Here is a 22,063-nt window from a genome sequence, read left to right as displayed (position 1 = left end):
GTTTTTCGCGCTGTGGCAGAGCCGCCGCTCTGCCACAGCGCCGAAGAGCATCTCGGGGGCGGCGAAGCCGCCGAGATGCTCTTCTTGTGCGGCGCCCGGCGCGGCGCACAAGCTCTAAAATCGTGCTGGGGCTAGCGCTGCGCCACCGGCACAAACAGCTCGGGGATGCCCTCGATGGCTGCCTGCTGCGCCGGCGGCCCCGCCACGATCGGCGTGGGCGTGGTCGCGGCGAGCGCGCTGGTGTCCGCCGCCGGCCGCGCCGCAGCTGCGCCGGCCGACACGCCCGCGGTGAAGCGGCTGTTCACCACCGCGTGCACCTCCACCTGGAACAGCGTCCCGTTCGCCGTCGAGCTGAGCGTGACGCTCTCGGGCTGCGTGCCGCTATTCGCGCTGCTGCTCTGGAAGCTGCCATTCTTGAACAGCAGCACGTCGATATCGCCAACCGACGGCGTGAACGTCAGCGTCAGCGACTGCCCGGCGTCGAGCGTGATGCGGAATAGCCGCGTATCGTTGCGCTCGAGCGTGAACACCTTCGCCCCCGGGATGTAGCTGATCACGTCGAAGCCGGGCCGGCGCGAGATATTGCCCGCGCCGTCTTTCACCCACACAAACGCGTAGGCGGTGCCGACTCTGTCGGGCAGCTGCGCGTCGATCGTGAAGGTGTCGCTGCTGCCGGCGTCGGGCGTGACCGCCCTGAACCGGCACTCCTCCTCGACCCAGCGGCGCTGGCGCGCGTCGTACGAGTAGCGCACCACGCAGGCCGAGGCCACGCCGCTGCCGCCCGAGTCGCTGGCCTGGAAGCGGATCTTGACGTTGCGCGTGGTCGCGATCGGGTCGTTGACGGTGAACGGGTTGTCGTCGCTGATGTTCACGCTGCCGGCCGTCACCGCCGGCGGGGTGGTGTCGGGCGTGGGGTTCTCGATCAGCACCCGGCGCGTCGCGCTGTTGTCGCGCTCGTTGGCCTCGGGGATGGCGCCGCCGCTGCTGACTGTGACGGTCACCGGCACGCGGCCGGTGCTGTTGGGCACATTCCAGCTGGTTGTCACGGTGGCCTGGCCGAAATCCTGGCCGAAGTCGGCGGCAGTGATGGTTTTGCTATCGTTCAGGCCCGGCGCGCTGAACTGCACGGTCAGGCTGCCGCCATTCAGCAGGTCGGCCAGGTCGGCCTTGGTGCCGAACAGCGACACATTCACGCCCACCGTCACGGTTGTGCCGCGAATGAGCTTGGGCGGGTCGAAGAAAATGTCGTGGCGGTTGACGTACAGGTTGCTGGGGAAGGCGGTCGCGGCGTCGAGCGACTGCAGGAACGCCACGATCTGGGCCTGGTCGCTGGCGCTGAGCGCCGGGCGTCCGGCCACGCGGTGGTTGGTGTCGGCCAGCACGCAGGCCAGCGTCTCGCAGCCGCCGTTGTGGTAGTAGGGCGGCAGCGACCAGATGCCCAGCAGCGAGGGGATGTTGAAGCCATCGCCCTTGCCGTCGAGGTTGTGGTCTTTGCCGAGCGCGTCCTTGGCGTCCTGGGTTTTTTCGGCCGCGCCGATGCCGGCGGTGTTGAAGCCGAACGTGCCGACGTTGCGCAGCTTCTCGAACAGGTACTGCGCGCCGATTGGGCTGACGCCCGCCGGCGCGGCGGGGTTGGTCTCGGTGGCGATCGCGGCGCCGGCCGGCGGCGGCGCGAAATCGCGGCTGCTGACCGTCCACTTCGTGCCGCCGTGGCATGTCTGGCAGCCCGAGCGGAAGAACAGCCGGCGGCCGGCGCTGATGTCGGCGCTGCTGATGCCGCCGCTCACCACGCTATCGTCGAGCGCGCCATTCGGCGTGCGCACGGCGAAGCGCACCCACTCCTTCATGGCGTCGAGCGCCGGCCAGGCGGTGCTGCTGCCGGGCAGCGTCACCGTCTGCTGCGGGCGGCCGCCGTTGGGCTTGGCGAAGGCGACGATGTCCGTCAGCGCGGTGGTGTCGGGGATGATCAGGCCGTGGTCGGGGTCGAGCGCGCCATTCTTCGCGCCGGGGCCCGAGACATTGCGGATGTTCAGCTCGAAATCCTGCACCTCGTCGAAGATCGCCGAATAATTCAGCACGCGTTGGTCGTCGGGGTTGTGCGGGCTCCAGGTCGCGTTCAGCGGCACCGACTTGCGCGGGCCGGCGTTGAAGCTCCACACCACGCTGTCGGTCAGGCCGTTGAAGTGGCAGCTGGCGCAGTTCTGCCAGCCCTCGCTCGAGAGCCGGTTGCGGCTGCCGTTGTCGAAGACGCCGCGCGACGAGAAGAAGATCTCCTTGCCGACATGCAGCTGCTCTTCCTGGGTGCCGGGCGGCGGCAGCGCGCTGGCCGACTGCACCGCCACCACCGTGTCGGTGTTGGTATCGACGACCGAGACATTGCGCGAGACGTAGTTCATCACATACGCGCGGCCGGCGCACGCGCCGCTGTCGCAGATCGCGATGCCGAGCGGATTCTTGCCGGCGTTGGCGCCGCTCGTCTGCGGATTAGCCGGGTCGTGCAGGTCGATATAGCGGGTGGTGGCCGAGCCGGCGCCGCCGGTGAAGCTGATCGTATTGGCGGCGTCGACATTCAGCTTCACCAGCAGGTCGCTGCCGGCCGACACGACATACGCCGCGCCGGCGCCGCTCTGGTTGGTGAAGGCGATCGCCCAGGGGTTCGCGAAGAACAGCTTGGTTTTGTTCGCCTCGGGGGTGCGCGCGCCGAGGTGCAAGTTCAGCGCGCCGCCGTCGGCCTCGGCGCTGCCCACGCCGCTGATCTGGCTGACGAACGCCTGGGTATCGACGTTGAACTTGAGCGGGCCAGTGGGCGAGGCGGCAATATTCGGCAGGAACGCCCGGTCGCCACGGATCACAACGCTCTGCATCTGGTTGGGGTAGGCGGTGGTATCGGTGTCGGGCGTGCCATCGGCATTGGTGTCGATCTTGAAGCCGGTGATCTGCGGCGCGAGCGCGATCTTGCTGGGCGCGCTCAGCACCGCGGCGGCGCTGGTGGCGGCGGTGTTGACGCTGAAGCGGCAGACCACGCCCTGCTTGCCGTTGTCGGTGGCCTGCTTGGGCGCCGCGCCGCCGGTGAACGAGAAGAAGCGCGTCACAAACAGCCGCGTGCTGTCTTGCGTCACGGCCAGGCCGCGCGGCTGGAAGTGGTAGTCGGGGTCGCCCACATTGTCGCCGGTCTGGTCGTTGCAGGGAGTGGTGGCGACGTTCACCGAGCCGAGCAGCGCGTTGGTGTCGGTGCGCAGCACGCTGATCGTATCCTGGGCGCTGTTGGCCACGAACACGCGGTTGCCGTCGGGCGAGATCACGATATTCCACGGCTCGGCGCCGGTGATGATCTCGCCGCGCGGGCCGACGCTGGTGTCGGGCGCGGCCAGAAAGCTGTTGACATTGGCGCTGGTGATCTTGATCACCGTGATGCTGTTGCCGGCGGCGTTGGCCACATAGGCGAAGGTGTTGTTGGGGTGCAGCGCGATGCTCTGCGGCTCGTCGCCCACCGCGATGTCGCTGATCACCTTGGCGTTGTCGCTGGTGCGGAACACCGAGACGGTGTCGCTGTCGGGGTTCACGACCCACAGCAGCTCGTTGTTGGCCGAGAGCGCGATCGGGCTGGAGGTGGTGGGCTTGCCGAACGCAGCTGGCCCGGCCGCAGGCGCGGCCGGCATGGCGCTCGCGCCGCGTGCCACCGCGAACCCGAGCACAAGCGCCAGGTATACCGCCATCCCGCCGAGCATCCAGCCCAGGCTTCCTCGAAATCGTTTCATCGTACCTCCCTTACCTTCTTGAGTGTCCAGGCTTGAACCGTAGGCGATGGTCGCGCGCGTGGATCGCCCTCCTTTCGCGAATGCCGTGCAGAATGCGCCACCCTGCGGTGTTTCCACGCGAGATGTGCGCAGTCTACCGAGCCGATCTCTTAGGAGTATCGATCGGCAGGCGCGCGCCGGGCACTGGTACGACATTTTTTTTGGCGCGGGGTGGGCGGCTTGTGGCGTATGCTGGGGCTCGGGGCGGCAGTGCCACCCCCAAAATTTCTTTAGAAATTGCCTGAGACGCAGCCACCAAGACATGAAGGCACCAAGAGCGTGTATGTCGTGCTGGTGTTTTCTCTGTGTTTTCTTGTGCGGCGCCCGGCTTTGCCGGGCGCGCAAAAAGAAAGTTCGGGGGCGGCGAAGCCGCCAGACCCCACCATAATCCAAGCGATCAGCCTATACGTGATCGAGCGAACAGCGGATTAGGCAGGGCGTGCCTAAAAGAAAGTGGTCAAACGGGCTGTGTTGGCGGCGCTCGGGCGCTAGCCGAGCATCGAGCGGTATACCTGGTAGTAGCTGCGCGCCAGCGCCGCCTGCGTGTAGTGCGCCAGCACGCGCGCGCGGCCACGGCGGCCCAGGTCGGCGCACAGCGCGGGGCTATCCGCCAGCCGCGCGATCGCCGCAGCCAGCGCGGGCACATCGCCCTCGCGGAAGATCAGGCCGGCGTCGCCTACCACATTCGGGATCTCGCCCGACGACGAGCCGATCACCGGCAGGCCGCAGCTCATCGCCTCGGTCAGCACCCGGCCGAACTGCTCCTTCCAGCGGGGCGTGGTATGCGACGGCAGCGCCAGCGCGTCGAGCCGGCGCAGCTCGCCAGGCACGTCGGCGCTCCAGTCGAGCAGCTCGAGCCGCGCGCCCACGCCCAGGGCCGCGGCGCGCGCCAGCAGATCGGGCCGCTGCACACCCGCGCCGATCAGGCGCACGCGCACACGCGCGGGCAGCAGCGCCAGCGCCTCCACCAGGTCGAGCACGCCCTTCTGCGGCACCAGCCGGCCCAGGTAGCCCACCACAAACGGCGCACCGGCGGGCGGCAGGCTCTCGCCGGGCTGGCGCGCGGCCGGCGAAAACATGCCGGGGTCGACGCCGAACTGCGGCAGGATGCTGATCGGCCCGGCGTAGCCGTGCTGGCGGATGATCGCGGCGGCCTCGGCATTGCCGGCGATCGCGTGCGCGGCGTGGCGGAAGTTATACTGCTCGAACCAGCCAAACGGCGGAGGGTAGCGCCGCGCGACATTCGCCCAGTTGTAGAAGCAGCAGCGCGCGCCATAGCGCACGCCCGCGCGCATGGCGTGGAACGTGGCGAAGTTAAACGCCTCCTCGTCGATGTGCAGCACGTCGGGGCGCGTCGCCGCCACAAGCCGCGCGATGCCGGGGTAGAAGTGCGAGTGGTGGCGGCCGTTCAGCCAGATCGGCAGCTCGACCAGCCGGTAGCCATAGGTGAAGCGGCGCTCGAGGTGCTGCTCGGCCGCGCCAGGCTCGCGCCAGCTCGGCGGCACCGCCACGGTAAGCTCAACCCCAGGCAGCGCGGCCAGGGCTTCGGCTTTGGTCTGGTAGGCGCCGACCACCAGCGCCTTCGAGAGCATGAGTACACGCATAGCTGTTCTATATGTACTTTGTCAACTACCAATTTCCAAGTCCCTGTCAGTGGAACCAGCCAGCTCGCCGCGCCGGGGCTAGCCGGCGTTGCGGCGCTGCTGGCGGCGCAGGCGCGCGCGCAGATCGCGGATCGAGCGCTCGATCCGCGCAATCTCGGCGCGCACGTCGTCCTGCGCGAGCTGCAGGTGCAGCGGCACGTCGAGCGGGCCGTGCTGCGCGATCTGCAGCTCAAGCGCCCGCAGGTTGCGGCGCTGAATACGCAGCAGCGCCTCGTGATGGCTGATCTCCTCGACCAACTCGTCTTGATTCATTGTAGCTCTGCTGGCTGGGCGAGCCCAGTAAAGAAACGGTGAAGCCGAGTGTACTACAATGAACGATATACGAACAAGTGTTCGTAGATTACAAGACGGTGACACGGGCTGCGCTAGCCGCGCGCCCGCGCGTAAATCTCCAGGGTAGCGCGCGCCGCGCGGTCGTAGCCGAACTCGGCAGCGCGCGCCAGGCCGCGCTGTCGCAGCTCGGCGCGCAGCGCCGGGTCGGCCAGCAGCCGCCACAGCGCCGCCACCCACGCGGGCAGGTCGCCGGGCGCGGCCAGCAGCGCCGCGTCGCCCACCACCTCGGGCAGGCTGCTGGCGTCTGAAGCGACCACCGGCGTGCCGCAGGCCATGGCCTCGAGCGGCGGCAGGCCGAAGCCCTCGTAGCGCGACGGGAAAGCGAAGGCCGTGGCGGCGCTGTAGAGCCACGGATTGTCGGCGTGCGGCACGTCGAGGCGCGCCACGCTGCGGCCAATGCCCAGCTCGGCAATCAGCGCGTCGATATCGGGAAACAGCCGCGGGTCGCCGCCAAGCGCGCGCCCGGCCAGCGCCAGGCTGGCGGGGGGGCCGCCGGCCTGGCGCAGCGCGGCCCAGGCGCGCAGCAGCATCGGCACGTTCTTGCGCGCGTCGAGCCCGCCGACGTAGTACACAAACGGGCCGCGCAGGCCGTAGCGCTCGGCTGCAAATGCCGCGGCCCGCGCCGGGTCGAGCGGGCGGTACTGCTCGCCCGCCGCCAGCGGGATGGCGGCCACGCGCGCGGGCGCGCAGCCGAGGTGGCGAATAATATCGGCGCGCGAAAACTCCGAGATCGCGATCACCTGCCGGGCGCGGCTGGCCGCGCGCGTCACCAGGCGCATATACGCGCGCACCGCCGCGCCGCCGCGGTACTCGGGCAGCCGCAGCGGGATGATGTCGAGCACGCTGGCGACCACCGGCACAGCCGAGGCCAGCGGCGGCGCGAAGTACGGCACGTGCAGCACATCGGCGCGCCAGCGCGCCGCCGCCAGCGGCACGCCTACCTGCTCGAACCACAGCTTGGCCACGTTCGCGCCGCGCCGGTCGAACGGCGTCGGCACCACCAGCGTATCGCCGGCCGAGAAGCGCGCGCCGCCTGCAGCCCCGGCCGGCAGCAGCAGCGCGTACTCGTGCTCGGGCGCGGCGCGCGCCAGGGCGCCCAGCAGCCCGCGCAGGTACTGCCCGCTGCCGACATTCGGCTGGCCCCAGAACATACCGTTGATCGCGATCCGCATCGGCATCTCCTCCGGCGCGGATTATACGCGCTGGCGCGCGGCCGGGCAAACCGGCAATCCCGCCGAGCGCGCGAAAGGCAGCGCGGCGGGGGTTCGGTGCGGCGAAGCCGCCCCCGAAAACTTCCTTAGGTGCGAAAGGCAGCGCGGCGGGGTTCGGGGGCGGCGAAGCCGCAGCCGGTCGCGGCCACAGCGGTGGCCGCGGCCGGCCAAAAAGAGTGATTTTGGAGGGCGCAAGCCCTCCAAGCCTCCCTGACGGAAGGACACCGCGTAAGTCTTGTCATTGACAAGCGACCACCGGTCGCTCTATACTAAAGCGAACGCTGGTCGCTTTTTTTTGGGAGACAGCCATGCCCAAGGGAAAACCGCTCACCGAAGCGGAGCTGTGCAGCCGCCGGCGCGAGATCGCCCATGCCTCAATCGACCTATTCCTGACGGCAGGCTTCCCCGAAACCTCGATGCGCGCGATCGCCGAGGCGGCCGGGATGGGCAAATCGAGCCTCTACGACTACTTTGCAACCAAGGACGACATTCTGCTGTTCATGCTCGACGAGTTCACGCTCGCGCTTGCCGAGAGCGCCGAGGCGATTGCCAGGCGCGACGCGCCGCCCGACGCGCGCATCAGGCAGATCATGGAGGTGCAGCTGAGCTACCTGCAGGCCAACAACCAGCTGTTCTGGCTGCTGAGCGCCGAGGCGCAGCGCCTGCGCCCCGAAAGCCAGCAGCGCATTCACCAGCGCCGCTATGCATTCCAGGATCTGGTGGCATCGCTGATCGAGGCGGGGATTGCCGAGGGCCGCTTTCGCCCGGTGCAGCCGCTCAACGCGGCGCGCCTGCTCACCAACTCGCTCATGACGGTGCTGTACACCACGCGCCCCGCCGGCAGCCCCGAGGCCATGCTCGGCGAGGCGGTCGATATCTTTTTGCGGGGGATCGCCCCCGAAGGAGCCCAGGGATGAACACGTTTGTTATTGCGCTGTCCGACGCCGCCGCCACGCTCGAGAACGTCGGCGGCAAGGGGATGTCGCTGGCGAAGCTGCTGTCGGCGCAGCTGCCGGTGCCGGGCGGCTTTCACGTCACAACCGCCGCCTACCGCCAGTTTGTGGCGGCGAACGGCCTCGCGCCGCGCATCGCGCAGGCGCTGGCGGGGCTGAGCCCTACCGACACGGCCGCGCTCGACGCGGCCTCGGAGCAGATCCGCGCGCTGTTCGCCGCCGGCGCCACCCCGCCCGAGATCGCCGAGGCCGTGGCTGGGGCCTACGCCGCGCTGCGCGACGCCGCCGTGGCGGTGCGCTCGTCGGCCACCGCCGAAGACTTGCCCGGCGCGTCGTTTGCCGGCCAGCAGGAGACCTACCTGAACATTCGTGGCGCCGGCGCGGTGCTGGCGGCCGTGAAGCAGTGCTGGGCCTCGCTCTGGACGGCGCGGGCGATTGCGTACCGCATCAACAACGCGATCGACCAGACCGCGGTGGCGCTGGCGGTTGTGGTGCAAGAGCTGGTGTTTGCCGACGCGGCGGGGATCATGTTTACGGCCAACCCGGTGAATGGCAAGCGCGACGAGCTGGTGATCAACGCGGCCTGGGGCCGGGGCGAGGCGGTGGTGTCGGGCGCGGTGACGCCCGACACGCTGACGGTGCAGAAGGGCAGCGGGCGGGTGCTGCGCCGCGAGACCGCCGAGAAGGTGCTGATGACGGTGCGCGCCGAGGGCGGCACCCGCGAGCAGCCGGTGCCGGCGGCGCAGCGGCGCCAGCCAGTGCTGGGCGATGCCCAGGCTGGCGAGCTAGCGCAGCTGGGCGCGCGGATCGAGCAGCTCTACGGCACGCCGATGGATATCGAGTGGGCGCTGGCCGGTGGCCGCTTCTTCATCGTGCAGGCGCGGCCGATCACCGCGCTGCCGCCCGAGTGGCGGCCGAGCGTGCCGGATGCGCTGTACACCCGCAACAGTCTGGCCGAGCACGTTCCCGGGCCGGTCACGCCGCTGTTCGCCACGCTGGGCCTCGAGATCGCCAACCGGGTGAGCTACCAGTTCATGGAGCGGGTGGCCGGCAGGCAGATGGCGGCTGGCCTGGTGCCCAACCAGGCCGAGTACGAGGCGCTCAACGGCTACCTGTACCGCCGCAACCACCTGAAGATTGGCGTCACGCTGCGGCTGATGGGGCGCTACATCCCGCAATTCATGCGTCTGGCGCGCGAGAGCGTGGCGCTCTGGCAGGACGCGCGGCAGCAGTTCGGCGGCGTAGTGGCCGAGTGGGAGCAGAAGCCGCTGGCGGCGCTGCGGCCCTCGGAGCTGCTCGATGGCGTGCGCGCGATCTTCACCGCCGCCATCCGCTACTACAACGAGATCCAGGCCACGCTGCCGATCGCGGCCGTGAGCGAGGCGCTGTTCACGGCGGTGTACGATCGCCTCATCCGCCGCGAAGGCGACCCGCCCGCCAGCACGTTTATGCTGGGCCTCGATACCGTGTCGCTGCGGGCCGACAAAGCGCTGTTCGACCTTGCCGGCTGGCTGCGCGCGAACCCGGCGCTGGCCGGCTATGTCGCGAGCAGCGCCAGCGCGCGCCTTGAGGCCGATCTGCGCCAGGCCGAGGCGCCGGCGGGGCTGCCGGGCGGCGCGTGGGCCGAGTGGCGCGCGCGCTTTGATCGCCACCTGCACCAGTTCGGCCGCACCGCCTACGAGTTCGACTTCGCTAACCCCACGCCGCAAGAGCAGCCCGGCCCGGTGCTCGACGCGTTCAAAGCCTTTGTGGCAGGAGCGGCCGGCGACCCCTACCAGCGCGAGCGTGAGGCCGCCGCGACGCGCGAGCAAGCTACCCAGGCGGTAATGCGCCGGGTTGGCTGGCCGCGCCGTGGCTGGTTTGCCGGCCTGCTGCGCTGGGCGCAGGCCACCGGGCCGATGCGCGAAGACAGCCTGTTCGACATGGGCATGGGCCACCCGCTGATGCGGCGCATGCTGGCTGAGCTGGGCCGGCGCTTCGCCGAGGGCGGGGCGGTCGCCGAGCCAGGCGCGATCTACTGGCTTGAAAAGGCCGAAGTGATCGGCCTGGCCGAGGCGCTCGAGCGCGGCATCGCGCTGCCCGACCTGGCGGGGCGCATCCCGGCGCGCAAAGCCCAGTGGCAGGCCGCGCTCAGGGCCAGCCCGCCCGTGCTGCTGCCCGAGAACTCGCGCTGGGCGCGCTTCATGCACGGCGGCCCGGCCAAAACCCAGGACGGCAAGCTGGTGCTGAGCGGCGTGGGCACCAGCGGCGGCCGCGTGACCGCGCCGGCGTGCGTGCTATTCGGCCCCGACGATTTCGGCAAGCTCAGGCCCGGCGATGTGCTGGTAGCCGTCACAACCACGCCGGCCTGGACGCCGCTGTTCGCGCAGGCTGCCGCAGTCGTCACCGACATCGGCGGGCCACTCAGCCACAGCAGCATCGTCGCGCGCGAGTATGGCATCCCGGCGGTGATGGCGGCGGGATCGGCCACGCGCGCCATCCACAGCGGCCAGCTGGTCACGGTCGACGGCACCGCCGGCACCGTGACGGTCGAGGGCTAATACCATTAGGACAAACGCAGTTAGCGCGCTCAGCCTTCGGCAGAGCAGAACCATCCTCCCTATCGTGTCCATTTTCCGCGCTCCGCGCGGAAAATGGACACAGAAGATGTAAAAATACCATGCTGCCGCAGGCTCAATCGCGTCGCTTGAGGAAGCCGAATCACGCAAGTGCGTAGCTCCTAAGCATGCCGCATTGACGCCTGCGGCGGGCAATGCTACCATACGCGCGTTGTTCGGCCCGCCGCAGGCGCATCACGAAGGGAAGGCATATGCTCAACGCGCAAGAGATCATGGGCATCATCCCGCACCGCTACCCGTTCCTGCTGATCGACCGGATCCTCGAGGTCGAGCCGGGCGTGCGCGCGGTTGGCGAGAAGCTGGTGTCGATCGGCGAGCCGTTCTTCCAGGGCCACTTCCCCGACTTCCCGATCATGCCTGGGGTGCTGATCGTCGAGGCGCTGGCGCAGACGGCCTCGGTGGCCGCGTTGATCCTGCCCGAGAACAAGGGCAAAATCGGCCTGTTTGCCGGGATCGACAAGGTGCGCTTCAAGCGGCCGGTGCGCCCCGGCGACACGCTGCGCCTCGAGGTGCAGTTCGAGAAGATCCGCATGGGCATTGGCCGCGGCAAAGGCACCGCCACCGTCAAGGGCCAGCTCGCCTGCGAGGCCGAGCTGATCTTCGCGCTGGCGAACCGGCAGTAGCGCAGGAGGCAGCTATGGCGCGGCGGCGCGGACGGCGGCCGAGCTACCGGCAGATACTCGCGATCGTGGCCATCCTGCTGGCGCTGCTGGCGCTCAGCGGGCTGGGCGGCGTGCCGTGGCTGCCGCTCGCAGTGATCGTGCTTGCGCTGAGCATGCTGGTGTAGCCGGGCTATTGCCCCGGCCCGCGCGGCATGCTATGATGAGGGCGCCGCGCCGGAGTGGCGAAATGGCAGACGCTACGGTCTTAAAAACCGTTGGGGGCAACCCCGTACGGGTTCGAGTCCCGTCTCCGGCACCATTGCAATGCGGTATTTCGCTATTTGGCGAAGTGCCGCATTTTGCATTCAGCATCTCAGGATGGAATTCTGGAAAATGTCGCATCTTATGCGCTCCTCTTCAGAAGCTGATCGAGGGCTTCCAAGTCCTGGCTGTGCCCCTGGTAGAGATGGCCATAGCGATCGGCAGTCATGCTAATCGTGCTGTGACCCATCTGGCGCGAAAGCGTGTAGATATCCACACCGGCCGCGATCGAGAGTACAGCATAGGTGTGGCGTAGATCATGGAAACGCACGTCAGGTAGCTCATTCCTGCGCAGCAGGGTATCGAACTGCTCGCCGATCATCTTCGGATTCAATGCGGTACCAACCTCGCAACTGAAGACCAGATCGCCGGCGTTCCAGCCTTTGCCACTGATGCGCCGCTCCTGCTCTTGGTTCTGTTGATGCCACTTGAGTACGCGTATGGTTTCGGCCGCTATCGGAATAGCTCGATGGGCGCGCTTGGTCTTGCCACGAGCGCGCGTGCCGCGCTGAATCTGGCCTGCAACGCGCAATTCCTTGCGCTCGAGATCGGCATCTTTCCAACGCAGGCCGAACAACTCGCCCTGCCGCAACCCGCAATAGATCGCCACGTGATAGAACGGCATCAGGCGATCAGGGCTGCGACCACCACTGGCTTTGTTGAGCACGAAGAGCGTGAGCGCGAAGCGGGATGTTTACCTCAGCCGGTGTAAGCGGGTGAATCTCTTCGTCGTCGGGCCTGGGCAACTCCACGCCCTTGCACGGGTTAATCGTGGCCAGCTTGGGGATTGTCATAGCGTTGCCAGCATTGTCGGCCTCCATCGCAACAGCATCAAGCACTGATCAAGCGCTACAATGCCGGCGGTTCGGCTGCTGTCAGCGACGGTCGCGCCAGCAATCCCGGTTCACGGCAGCACTCCTTGAGCGACGAGCAACAGGACGCCTTACGCGCCGCACTGCCCAGCCACATCCGACGGCGGCCTGTGGAATGGCGCCCGTGTCGCCCGCTGGATTGCTCAAACGACCGGCCGCAAGCAGGTCTATCGCCAGTATGGCTGGGCAGTGCTGCGTCAGTTCGGCTTCACTCCACAAGTGCCGCGGCCACGTCATCGCCAGGCTGCCACACCCGAGCAGCAAGACAAGTGAAAAACTGAGCGCCACCGTCGCCGAGGTTCAAGCGGCACACCCGCACAATACTGTCGAAGTCTGGAGCCAGGACGAAGCCCGGCTTGGCTTGTTTGCGATCGTGCGCCGGGTCTGGGCGCCGCGCGGCAAACGTCCGATTGCAATGGTTCAGCCCAAAAACTGGGTCTTGCTCAACTTCCGTGCAATGGCAAACCAGCTTGACATTTGGTATGCTTCATGGTTTCTGTATACCTGCTTGAAAAGCAACTACTCTAGAAGCTAGTGGTGTGTTTACTTCCCTGTTCGCCTCTGTGTTTTTTGGACTCACGGTGTCTGATGTACATTTGGACTCACAAACGCTGATCGTCTCTGCTCACGCTTCAGCCCGAAGCGCGATCTGCCCACGTTGTGGCCAAGCCTCGTCAAGCGTTCATAGTTCCTATACACGCTCGCCTCGTGACCTGCCCATCCTTGAGTACGCTGTTCGTCTCGTTCTTCAAGTACGTCGCTTTCGTTGTGCCAATCCTGTTTGTCCTGCCCGAACTTTTGCCGAACGTTTGGGTAATTATCTTCGACCCTATGCTCAATATACGAGCCGTTTGTAACAGACACTCCAGCAGCTTGGTCTCGCTCTTGGTGGCGCCGCTGGTGCAAGGGCAAGCAAAACCTTGGCTATGCCATCAAGTCGGCATACGCTGCTGCGCCTCGTTCGGCAAATTCCCTCACCATCTGCCGTTCAACCTCGGGTTCTTGGTGTTGACGATTTCGCGCTTCGTAAAGGTCAGAAATATGGCACCATTCTGGTTGATCTTGAACAACGACGCCCGATCGACCTATTGCCTGAGCGTAGTGCGACAACACTGGAAATGTGGCTCAAGCAGCATCCTGGCATCGAGATTATCGCTCGTGACCGCGGCCCAGAGTATATTCGTGGTGCAACAGCAGGCGCACCAGCTGCTGTTCAGGTTGCAGACCGCTTCCATCTGCTGTGCAACCTTCGTGAAGCGCTCGAGCGTACCCTTGAACGCACACATACGAACCTTCGCACACGACTAGCAGATACACCACCGAGTGGCGGGGAAAGCGGCACCTCGCCACTGCCTCTACGCCGTCGGAAACGTACAGGAACCGAGGCCAAAATGCCAGCAGAGCGGCGGAAGCGTCGGCTCGCCTTGTATGAACGTGTTCGACTGCTCTACCAGCAGGGCAAGAGTAAGCGCTCCATCGCGCAAGAGTTACACATCAGTGCTTGGTTAGTGCGCCGATTCATTCAAGCTGACACGTTTCCAGAACGAGCGCCAAAACAACCACGCTCGACAATTCTCAGACCCTTTGAGCCGCTGTTACGCAAACGCTGGCAGCAGGGCGAGCGAACAACAACCAGGCTGTTTCGGCTCTTGCAAGCCGAAGGCTACACTGGCTCAATCTATACGCTCCGTCATTGGGTACAGAGCCATCGACAAGAACCAGCACCAAGGACAAAACCAGCATATCGAGCAAGGTACACTGTTGCAGCGCAAGCACTCCAAGCACGAATGGCAGGAGAACGGCGCTTGCCATCTGCACGTCGGCTGGTTTGGTTACTCCTGAAAGGTGAAAGTGAGCTTGGTAGCGATGAGCAGCAGTTGCGCTCGATTCTCCTCCAAGAACCTAGTGTAGCCACAGGACATGGGCTCGCACAACGCTTTCTTGAAATGGTACGGCAGCGCAATGAGGCGACGCTTGATAGCTGGCTCAAAGACTGCTTGACAAGTGGCATTCGAGAAATGGCGAACTTTGCAAGCGGCTTACAGCAGGATGAAGCTGCTGTTCGTGCAGCTCTTCGCCTGCCTTGGAGCACGGGCCAAGTCGAGGGCCAAATTACGCGACTGAAGCTCGTCAAGCGCCAGATGTACGGACGAGCCAACTTCGACTTATTGCGGCAGCGTGTACTCCATCCCGTATAAGGGCTGTGCACGGAAGTTGAGCAAGACCCAGTTTTTGGGTCGCATGTCACACATATAGGGATACCTTGATTGCTAGTTGATGCCCATTGATTCTTCCGCCAGGATTATGGTTCCTACGCCGTAATCCTGGCGGAAGAATCAATGGACGCCACCTGGATTATAACGGCCTTTGTCCTAATCGACACGTTGATGGAACACCTCAATGCATCGTAGTGATGTGCGTGCGCAGGTGCCTGACTCGGAGGTCATCCTGATTGCGGTCGCCGCTGCGAAGTACTTCCACAACCATCATGAACGAGCGGTCTGCATTCTGCGCGAGAATGGCTATTTGTCCGGCTGGATTGATGTCAAGCGCTTCAATCGACGCTTGCACAAGCTGGCCGATTGGCTGGCCTTCATCGCTACGACCTTGGGCAAGCTTGGATTGAGTGGTGAGGTGTTTGTCATTGATAGTCTGCCTGTTCCAGTCTGCCGCCGCGTACGCGCTCGCTGCTGTAAAAAGGTGCTTGGACGAGACTACTGTGGCTACTGCGCTGCGAAAAAGGAGAAGTTCTTCGGCTGGCGCTTGCACCTGATCTGTACGCCGAGCGGTCTGCCGGTGAACTTCCACATGGAGCCGGCTGCGTTTCACGATTTGACACCGCTGCACGAATTGGCAGTCGTCTTGCCACCTGGAGCGCGACTGTTCGGCGACAAAGCCTACAACTGCGCGGCTGATGAGGCGAGCATACTGGCTGAGACGGAGGTGCGGCTCATTCCGGCACGGCGGGCCAATATGCAGCCACACGAGTGGTTTCTCGATGAGATCGAATTGCGAGAGTATCGTCATACGATTGAAACCGTCAACAGCCAATGCGAGAAAATGGGTCTTGAGCGCTTGTATGCCCGCACAAATGGCGGCTTCGAGCTGAAGGCGCTGGCGTCAATCATTGCCTGGCCTGTACGAACCTGAACTAGCAATCAAGGTAGGGATAGATCCGATGCTCCGAAGCACGTTTGCTCAGAGTTGGGTCTTGGACTGATGCCAGCAATCCTCATTTCGCGCATATAGCGCTGGATCCGCTTGCGATTAATCGGCGCAAATTCTGGCTCAAGCAGCACTGTCAGCTTGCGCGAGCCATAGAACGGGTGCGCGGTGTAGAGTTCGTCGATGCGATGCTTGATCGCCACCTCCTCCGGCGGTGGCGGTACCGGCTGATAGTACAAACTGCGCCGAGAGATGCTGAGCAAGTCAGCTTGGGTCGTAAGCGGCAGCGCGTCGGGATTATGGTCGAGAAGCGTGTGCCGTTCGGTATGGCTCATGACGGCAATCTTTTTTCAGAAAAGTGACGTGGGTGGTCAGGCGACCAATCTCAGCGTACAACTCCTCCAGTTGCTTGGCGTGGGCAGCCTGGGCGCCGATGAGACTGTCGCGCTTCTCAAAGGCAGCAGGCAGCAATTTGACAGCCTGATCGCGCCAGATGCGCAGCACGTTCGGATGCGTCTAGTACTCGGCAGCCAACTCGCCGATCGTCTTGGTTTCCTTGAGCAGCTCTAATACGAGCTGGGCTTTGAACGTGGTGGTGTAAACTTTTTTCATGCCTCATTCTACCGAACCCTAGTCGCTTCGTTGTGCAGATTTCTGGGTCCACTTATGCTATAATGGCGATTGATACATATGTTCATCTCGTATCTCGGAGCACAGACATCATGTCTTTCCCCCTTACAACGCTGTTTCCCTCTGGTACAGTACCAACTTTTAGTGGCCACGAAACCTTTGCCCTGCGTAGCAATTGGCTAAAGAAGGCATATGATATTTTGCGCTTTACGCCTGATCTGTTCTACCAGGAAGATGCCTTTGTGCAGCTCGGGGTAGGGAAGAATATGGCGCAGTCAATACGATTTTGGGGCAGGGCATGTGGCATTTTCGAGCGCGCTGCTTCGGGTGAGGGGCATACCATAACACCACTTGGACATATGCTCTTAGGCGAAAACGGATGGGATCCTTTTTTGGTGACGCCAGCTAGTCATTGGCTATTACACTGGCAAATTGCCTCACGACCTGAGGCGGCGTTTACTTGGTTTTACACTTTTAATTTACTGAAAGGCGGTGAGTTCACAGCCGCCGAGTTGGCGTATCAACTGCGCTCATTTGCTGCAGTCCATGATCTGCGCATTCCTTCCGAGGCGACAATCGGCCGCGATGTGGAGTGTATGTTGAACTGTTATTGTCGTGCCGAAGTGCGCCAACTCACTTCAGCGATCGAAGATTTGCTTGCCTGCCCACTGGCCGATCTCGGAGTCATCCAAGCGCTGCCGGGGCAACATATCTACCAACTTGTATCCGGCACGCAGCCTGAACTGCCGGATGCCCTGATTGCCTATGTTATTCGTGAAATGCTGTGCATAATCAAGCGACAGAACATTTCCTTTAGTGATCTAGCCTATGCGCCACGATCGCCGGGTCGCGTGTTTCGTTTGGATGCCGACTCGTTGCTGAGCCGCCTTCAGCGGATTGGTGAAACGACCGAAGGGCGCGCATACTACACCGATCAGGCTGGAATTCGGCAAGTTGTCTGGCCTGATGTGGAAAACTACAGTGAAGCCGATGCGCTGCTCGCGAAGGCTTTTATGAGCGAGGTGCGCTATGTCTAGCGCTGATATGCCGCTCGCGATCCAGCCACGTTACACGCGCTCAATTCACCTTCAGCGCGATTATGCTGATCACAAGGTTGGCATCAACGATTATCAGGCTACTCCGCTAGTGCTCCAAACAATCGAGCGGATCATGCAGGGACTTGCACCTGAATCGAGAGCGCGAGCTTTTTCGCTGATTGGGCCATACGGTTCTGGTAAATCAGCGTTTGCGGTATTTCTCGCGCATTACCTGAGCAATTCCCACATCGTTCGCCAACGGCTTATTGCTAAGCACAGCACCGAGGGCATTCCAGAACACACATCCGAACCACGCCCAATGCTTCTGCCGTTGCTGGTAAGTGGAAATAATGACTCGTTGCGGCAAGCGGTGGTGCAACAATTAAAGCGGCTGTTCGAGACAATGGAGGTGTTTCGCAACAAGAAGATACCTTTTGTGAAGCAACTCGTCGATGCCGCGATTGATCCTGACATCGATCCGCAACAGGTCGCCGATCTCTTGGCTGAAGCGTGTGTGATAGTTCGCAAGCGCACTGCCTTTGCTGGCATTGCCCTGATGATCGACGAACTAGGGCAGTTTCTTGATTATGCAGCACGCCAAGGCGATGATCGGGATTTGTTTGTGCTGCAAACACTGGCGGAAATGGCAGCACGTAGTGCTGAGACACCCTGTATTATTCTAACCATACTGCATCAATCTTTTGATAGTTATGTCGGCGCGGCCGGCGCAACGCGCCGCGCTGAGTGGGCTAAGGTACAGGGGCGTTTCGCCGATCTGCTGTTTCAGGAGCCGCCGATTCAAATGTTGCGAATCGTGGCGCATGCCCTTTTTCCTGAAACGAAGGATCCGTTTGTGGCCGCTCGCCGGCGTTGGGCCGAGAAGGTTGCCCCTCTTGGCGAAAAACTAGGATTACGACCGCCCGATGTCAGTAACGATGAGTGGCACTCGCTGATCGCTCACGCTTACCCGCTCCACCCTACTGTGCTAGTGGCATTGCCGTTGCTGTTTCGTCAGTTGGCGCAGAATGAGCGTTCACTATTCGCATTTTTGACTTCGCGTGAGTCGTGGAGCATTCAAGATTTTTTGGCGACAGAGCGAGCTAATTCGAGCGAGCTGCCGATCTATCGTTTGCCTCATCTATACTCTTATATTCATGCGACGCTTGGTGCAAGCTTATTTGGCCGGGCGCGTGGCCAACGGTGGGCCGAATTGGCTGAGGCGCGCGCGCAATTGCCTGCTACTAATGGAATACTATTGGATGTACTGACAGCAATTGGGACGCTCGGTGCGTTGGGTCAGGTACAGGGACTGCAGGCCAATGCGGCCCAAGTTGCGTTTGCTCTCTGTGATCAGATTGATGATGTGGCGGTTGAAGGTGCTCTTCAAGAACTGCAAACACGCAAGCATATTGCGTTTCGCCAGTACAGCGATAGCTTTGTTATCTGGGAGGGCAGCGATCTCGATATTGATGGTATGACACAGATCGCTCGGCGCGAGGTTGGCGACCGTGTGACGTTGGTCAAGTTGCTCCAGGAATATTCGAATAGTGTACCGTTGGTTGCTCGCCGCCATAGCTATGAGACTGGTGCGGTGCGCTATTTCTCTGTGCGCTTCATCGATGCCATTGATCTGACAGATACTTTGGAGATCACACAAGAGGCTGATGGTGAGGTGCTATATGTTGTGGCTGCAGATGAGGAAGCCCTCAGTGCGTCGCGAGTTTGGGCTACACGCTCAGAGCGCACAGATGATATTCGACGAGTCGTAGTTCTTCCACAACGTGTGCGAGAGTTACGTGATCTGTTGCTGGATGTTGCAGCACTCGAACATGTGCTTGACAACCAACAGGATCTGGAAGGTGATCGGGCAGCCCGACGTGAGCTATCTAGTCGATTGATTGAGGCGCGCCAATACTTGGCAACGGCGATTGCAGAAACATATGGCCCCGGCTGGAATCAATGGTATTGGCGTGGGCAGACGGTTGGTGTGCGAACGGCACGACAGATCGATGATTTGCTGTCTAGCGCCTGTGATACAGCCTATAATGCTACCCCAAGAATATGGAATGAGCTGATTGTGCGACGTCAGCTTTCTTCGGCAGCAGCAAAAGCGCGTCGTAATCTGATCGAGGCGATGCTTGACCATGCCCAAGACGATGTATTGGGAATTTCCGGCTATCCACCCGAGCGTGCAATTTATGAAAGCGTCCTACGCAGTACAGGTATTCATCGGCAAGAGGCCGATGGAATTTGGCGGTTTGGCCTACCACCCATGACCGATCCATTTCATGTGATTCCGGTTTGGAATGCGATACAGCAGTTCATCGATGCAACTGAGAGTCAACCGCAGTTAGTTAGCGAACTCTACAAACTAATTGAAGCACCGCCGTTTGGCATCAAAGCTGGCCTTCTTCCATTATTGGTAATGGCTGTTTATATGGCCAATATTAGTGAGATCACTTGGTATGAACATGGTAACTATGTGACAATGCCCGACACAGCTATGTTCGAGCGGCTGCAACGTCAACCCGGCTATTTTGCAATCCGTCGCAGTCGTGTAACCGGTGCGCGTGTGGTTATTTATGAGCGTTTAGCGCGTGCCTTGGCACCACGCGCATTGACTAAGCCAGCGCAGCTTGGTATCCTTGATGCGGTGACGCCGCTGCTGAGGCGGATCGGTTCACTTCCTGCTTACAGCCGTACCACACGACGGATTAGCCAACGCGCCCAAGCCATTCGCCAAGCAATCCTTGATGCGCGCGCACCTGACGAGCTGCTGTTTGAGAAGCTGCCGATGGCCTGCGACCAGATGCCATTTGTGGCCGATGCTCCAGTGGATGAGCAGCAGGTCGAGATGTTCTTCGCAGAACTCAATGCAGGCCTTCAGGAGCTTCAAGATGCTTATGCGCGGCTGCTTGTGCAAGTGGGAATGTATATTCGCAATGCATTCGGCGTATCGATCAGCGAAAACGATATGTTGCGCGCCCAGTTGACCGAACGTTACCGCGCTGTTGCCGACGTGACGAGTGACAGCCAAGTGCGCGCGGTGGGCGTGCGTTTGGAAAACGCTGAACCCGGCGGTGCTTGGATCGAAAGCGTGGCGGCGTTGGTGGGGCACAAACCATTAGATTCGTGGAATGATGCCGATCTGTCAAGCTTTGAACTAAACATTACTGATCTAGGGCGGCGCTTTCGAAGGATTGAAGATGTTGCTGTTGCAAGCCACGCCCTTTCACCCGATACCTCTCTTTTGCGCGTTGGGATAACTAATGGTAAAGGGGAAGTCAGTACAGTGGTTCAAGTAAAAAAGCGACATCTGCATATGCAGCAACTGTACGACGAATTACGAGAAACACTTGCGCGGTATGATACACTCTCTATGGAAGACAAAGTAGCCATTCTAGCGGAGTTGTTACAGCCAGAGCTTCAACCAACACTGAATGGGAATGGGAACCATGAATAATCATGAGGCAAGTTTCGCAGATTGGGCGGCTCGGCCCGGTAGACATATTGTGAGCTTGAGTGGTGGGAAAGATAGCACAGCTCTTGCTATCTATCTACGCGGGAAACTTCCACAAGTCGAATATATTTTCTGTGATACAAGGAAAGAACTGCCAGAAACGTATGAGTACCTGGATAAGCTCGAAGCGTATCTGCAACGTCCAATCGTGCGTTTAGATGATCATCGGGGATTTGATCATTGGCTTGAAATGTACGGTGGAATGTTGCCATCAGCTCAGGTTCGCTGGTGTACACGCAAACTCAAAATCGAGCCATTTGAAAAGTATGTTGGCGATGATCAAGTATGGAGTTACATCGGCATCCGTGCTGATGAACAGCGTAATGGCTATATTTCTGCCAAGCCAAATATCAAACCAATCTATCCGTTCAAGGAACACGGCCTTCGAATTGCTGATGTGGAGCGGCTGTTGGAGGAAAGTGGGTTAGGCTTGCCGGAATACTACGAGTGGCGCCAACGAAGTGGGTGCAGCTTCTGCTTCTTCCAACGCACAGGCGAATGGGCTGGTCTCAAAGAACGCCATCCTGCCCTATTCGAAGAAGCCAAAGCGTATGAGACTGACCGTGGCGGCGAACACTTTTACTGGCGACAGCGTGAAAGCCTTGCCGAGTTAGAACAGCCTGATCGCATGAAACAGATCAAGCGCGAACACCTGATACGGTTGGAGGGAGAGCGTCTGCGGCGCCCGAACCGGCCGCTAATCGAGCTTGTGGGGGCAGCGTTGGATAGCGAGGATGACGATAGCGGGTGCGATATTTGCCATCTGTAGTTTGTTAACATCTAAGTTGAGATCTTGTCTACAATCCGCTTACATTTCCATCTCAACTTCTTGGCTGTTCTAGAATAGAATACCTTGCGGCGTAAGCCTGTCAAGTCTTCGGCAGGCTTGCGCTGAGCGTTTATTTTATATACATATCAATATTTGCTAAGTAATGATGCTTCCAAGCGCCCGAAGCCTATATCTTCTGGGCGCTTTGTGTTGGTCGGAAATTTAAACAAAGAGAATTTCTTTCGACGATATCGATTTAAAGATAAAATTTTTATCTTTTTCGGTGCCTTCGTATTTCCTCAGTTTATAAGCGTGCATCTCTTAGCGATGATTTAGATTGTTCTGCAATAAGTATTCGGAAATACTTAAGGAGAATATCATGACTGATATATAATTCAGCGGTTCTTTAGTCCCATGGCACAATCGATCTGGGAGTTTTATGAGCGACCCGGTGTTGCATATTATGTTCCTCTTTATCAGCGAGAATATAGCTGGGGAAAAGATAATATTGATCAACTAATGGAAGATATCTTTCAGGTGTCGAGATGTTGCTGCAAGATCCTGAGACGAT

17 protein-coding genes, 1 tRNA gene and 1 pseudogene are annotated in these 22,063 nt (G+C 61.6%); 13 read left to right on the top strand and 6 right to left on the bottom strand.

What is annotated here, in order from left to right:
* Positions 1 to 131: 131 nt before the first annotated feature.
* The 4 genes from U0177_RS16610 to U0177_RS16595 all read right to left on the bottom strand — a co-directional run bounded on the left by U0177_RS16610 (position 132) and on the right by U0177_RS16595 (position 6,966).
* A complete protein-coding gene (locus U0177_RS16610; RefSeq protein ID WP_409571769.1) occupies positions 132 to 3,758 on the bottom strand; it encodes a beta-propeller fold lactonase family protein in 3,627 nt (1,208 codons plus the stop codon).
* Between the two features lie 527 nt (positions 3,759 to 4,285).
* The gene (locus U0177_RS16605) at positions 4,286 to 5,401 is read right to left on the bottom strand and encodes a glycosyltransferase family 4 protein (RefSeq protein ID WP_409571768.1); all 1,116 of its coding nucleotides are present in this window, start codon (positions 5,399 to 5,401) and stop codon (positions 4,286 to 4,288) included.
* A 78-nt stretch (positions 5,402 to 5,479) separates the two neighbouring features.
* Positions 5,480 to 5,713, bottom strand: a complete 234-nt coding sequence (locus U0177_RS16600) for a hypothetical protein (RefSeq protein WP_409571767.1) — start codon at positions 5,711 to 5,713, stop codon at positions 5,480 to 5,482.
* A gap of 113 nt (positions 5,714 to 5,826) precedes the next feature.
* A complete protein-coding gene (locus tag U0177_RS16595; protein WP_409571766.1) occupies positions 5,827 to 6,966 on the bottom strand; it encodes a glycosyltransferase family 4 protein in 1,140 nt (379 codons plus the stop codon).
* A gap of 347 nt (positions 6,967 to 7,313) precedes the next feature.
* On the opposite strand from U0177_RS16595, the gene U0177_RS16590 reads away from it, so the two are divergent.
* The 5 genes from U0177_RS16590 (at position 7,314) to U0177_RS16570 (ending at position 11,497) form a co-directional block, all read left to right on the top strand.
* Complete coding sequence (locus U0177_RS16590) at positions 7,314 to 7,922, top strand: TetR/AcrR family transcriptional regulator (protein ID WP_409571765.1); 609 nt, start codon at positions 7,314 to 7,316, stop codon at positions 7,920 to 7,922.
* The gene (locus tag U0177_RS16585) at positions 7,919 to 10,498 is read left to right on the top strand and encodes a PEP/pyruvate-binding domain-containing protein (protein ID WP_409571764.1); all 2,580 of its coding nucleotides are present in this window, start codon (positions 7,919 to 7,921) and stop codon (positions 10,496 to 10,498) included. The genes U0177_RS16590 and U0177_RS16585 overlap by 4 nt, the downstream gene beginning before the upstream one ends.
* Positions 10,499 to 10,767: 269 nt before the next feature.
* Positions 10,768 to 11,199 carry a 3-hydroxyacyl-ACP dehydratase FabZ gene (fabZ, locus tag U0177_RS16580; protein WP_409571763.1) on the top strand — a complete coding sequence of 144 codons (432 nt, stop codon included), beginning with the start codon at positions 10,768 to 10,770 and terminating at the stop codon, positions 11,197 to 11,199.
* Positions 11,200 to 11,213: 14 nt separating this feature from the next.
* Positions 11,214 to 11,363 (top strand): hypothetical protein, encoded by a 150-nt coding sequence (locus U0177_RS16575; RefSeq protein WP_409571762.1) that lies wholly within the window; start codon positions 11,214 to 11,216, stop codon positions 11,361 to 11,363.
* A gap of 48 nt (positions 11,364 to 11,411) precedes the next feature.
* A tRNA-Leu gene (locus U0177_RS16570) sits at positions 11,412 to 11,497 on the top strand.
* A gap of 84 nt (positions 11,498 to 11,581) precedes the next feature.
* Here the strand turns inward: U0177_RS16570 and U0177_RS16565 are convergent.
* On the bottom strand, positions 11,582 to 12,166 hold the full coding sequence (locus tag U0177_RS16565) for a site-specific integrase (RefSeq protein WP_409571761.1): 585 nt from the start codon (positions 12,164 to 12,166) through the stop codon (positions 11,582 to 11,584).
* A gap of 313 nt (positions 12,167 to 12,479) precedes the next feature.
* Here U0177_RS16565 and U0177_RS16560 point away from each other — a divergent pair, with 313 nt between their 5' ends.
* The 4 genes and pseudogenes from U0177_RS16560 (at position 12,480) to U0177_RS16545 (ending at position 15,521) form a co-directional block, all read left to right on the top strand.
* Entirely contained in the window at positions 12,480 to 12,644 is a 165-nt protein-coding gene (locus tag U0177_RS16560) for a winged helix-turn-helix domain-containing protein (protein ID WP_409571874.1), read from the top strand.
* A 266-nt stretch (positions 12,645 to 12,910) separates the two neighbouring features.
* Positions 12,911 to 13,228: a transposase family protein gene (locus U0177_RS16555; RefSeq protein ID WP_409571760.1), complete on the top strand. Its 318-nt coding sequence runs from the start codon at positions 12,911 to 12,913 to the stop codon at positions 13,226 to 13,228.
* 15 nt (positions 13,229 to 13,243) lie between these two features.
* Positions 13,244 to 14,569 (top strand): annotated as a pseudogene (locus U0177_RS16550) (ISL3 family transposase); the annotation flags it as partial.
* A gap of 202 nt (positions 14,570 to 14,771) precedes the next feature.
* Complete coding sequence (locus U0177_RS16545) at positions 14,772 to 15,521, top strand: IS982 family transposase (protein WP_409571759.1); 750 nt, start codon at positions 14,772 to 14,774, stop codon at positions 15,519 to 15,521.
* A gap of 8 nt (positions 15,522 to 15,529) precedes the next feature.
* Here U0177_RS16545 and U0177_RS16540 read toward each other — a convergent pair whose 3' ends face one another.
* Entirely contained in the window at positions 15,530 to 15,871 is a 342-nt protein-coding gene (locus U0177_RS16540; protein ID WP_409571758.1) for an IS3 family transposase, read from the bottom strand.
* On the opposite strand from U0177_RS16540, the gene U0177_RS16535 reads away from it, so the two are divergent.
* From U0177_RS16535 to U0177_RS16520, 4 genes are all read left to right on the top strand, one after another.
* A complete protein-coding gene (locus U0177_RS16535; protein ID WP_409571757.1) occupies positions 15,870 to 16,106 on the top strand; it encodes a hypothetical protein in 237 nt (78 codons plus the stop codon). The genes U0177_RS16540 and U0177_RS16535 overlap by 2 nt on opposite strands.
* Positions 16,107 to 16,258: 152 nt before the next feature.
* Complete coding sequence (locus U0177_RS16530; protein WP_409571756.1) at positions 16,259 to 17,203, top strand: DUF4007 family protein; 945 nt, start codon at positions 16,259 to 16,261, stop codon at positions 17,201 to 17,203.
* Entirely contained in the window at positions 17,196 to 20,666 is a 3,471-nt protein-coding gene (locus U0177_RS16525; RefSeq protein WP_409571755.1) for a hypothetical protein, read from the top strand. Before U0177_RS16530 ends, U0177_RS16525 begins: the two co-directional genes overlap by 8 nt.
* On the top strand, positions 20,659 to 21,492 hold the full coding sequence (locus U0177_RS16520) for a phosphoadenosine phosphosulfate reductase family protein (RefSeq protein ID WP_409571754.1): 834 nt from the start codon (positions 20,659 to 20,661) through the stop codon (positions 21,490 to 21,492). The genes U0177_RS16525 and U0177_RS16520 overlap by 8 nt, the downstream gene beginning before the upstream one ends.
* Positions 21,493 to 22,063 lie beyond the last annotated feature (571 nt).

This window comes from Kouleothrix sp. (assembly GCF_046328425.1).
Taxonomy (GTDB): domain Bacteria; phylum Chloroflexota; class Chloroflexia; order Chloroflexales; family Roseiflexaceae; genus Kouleothrix.
The sequence above is the reverse complement of the archived record's forward strand: the minus strand, read 5'-3'. Positions and strand labels throughout refer to the sequence as shown.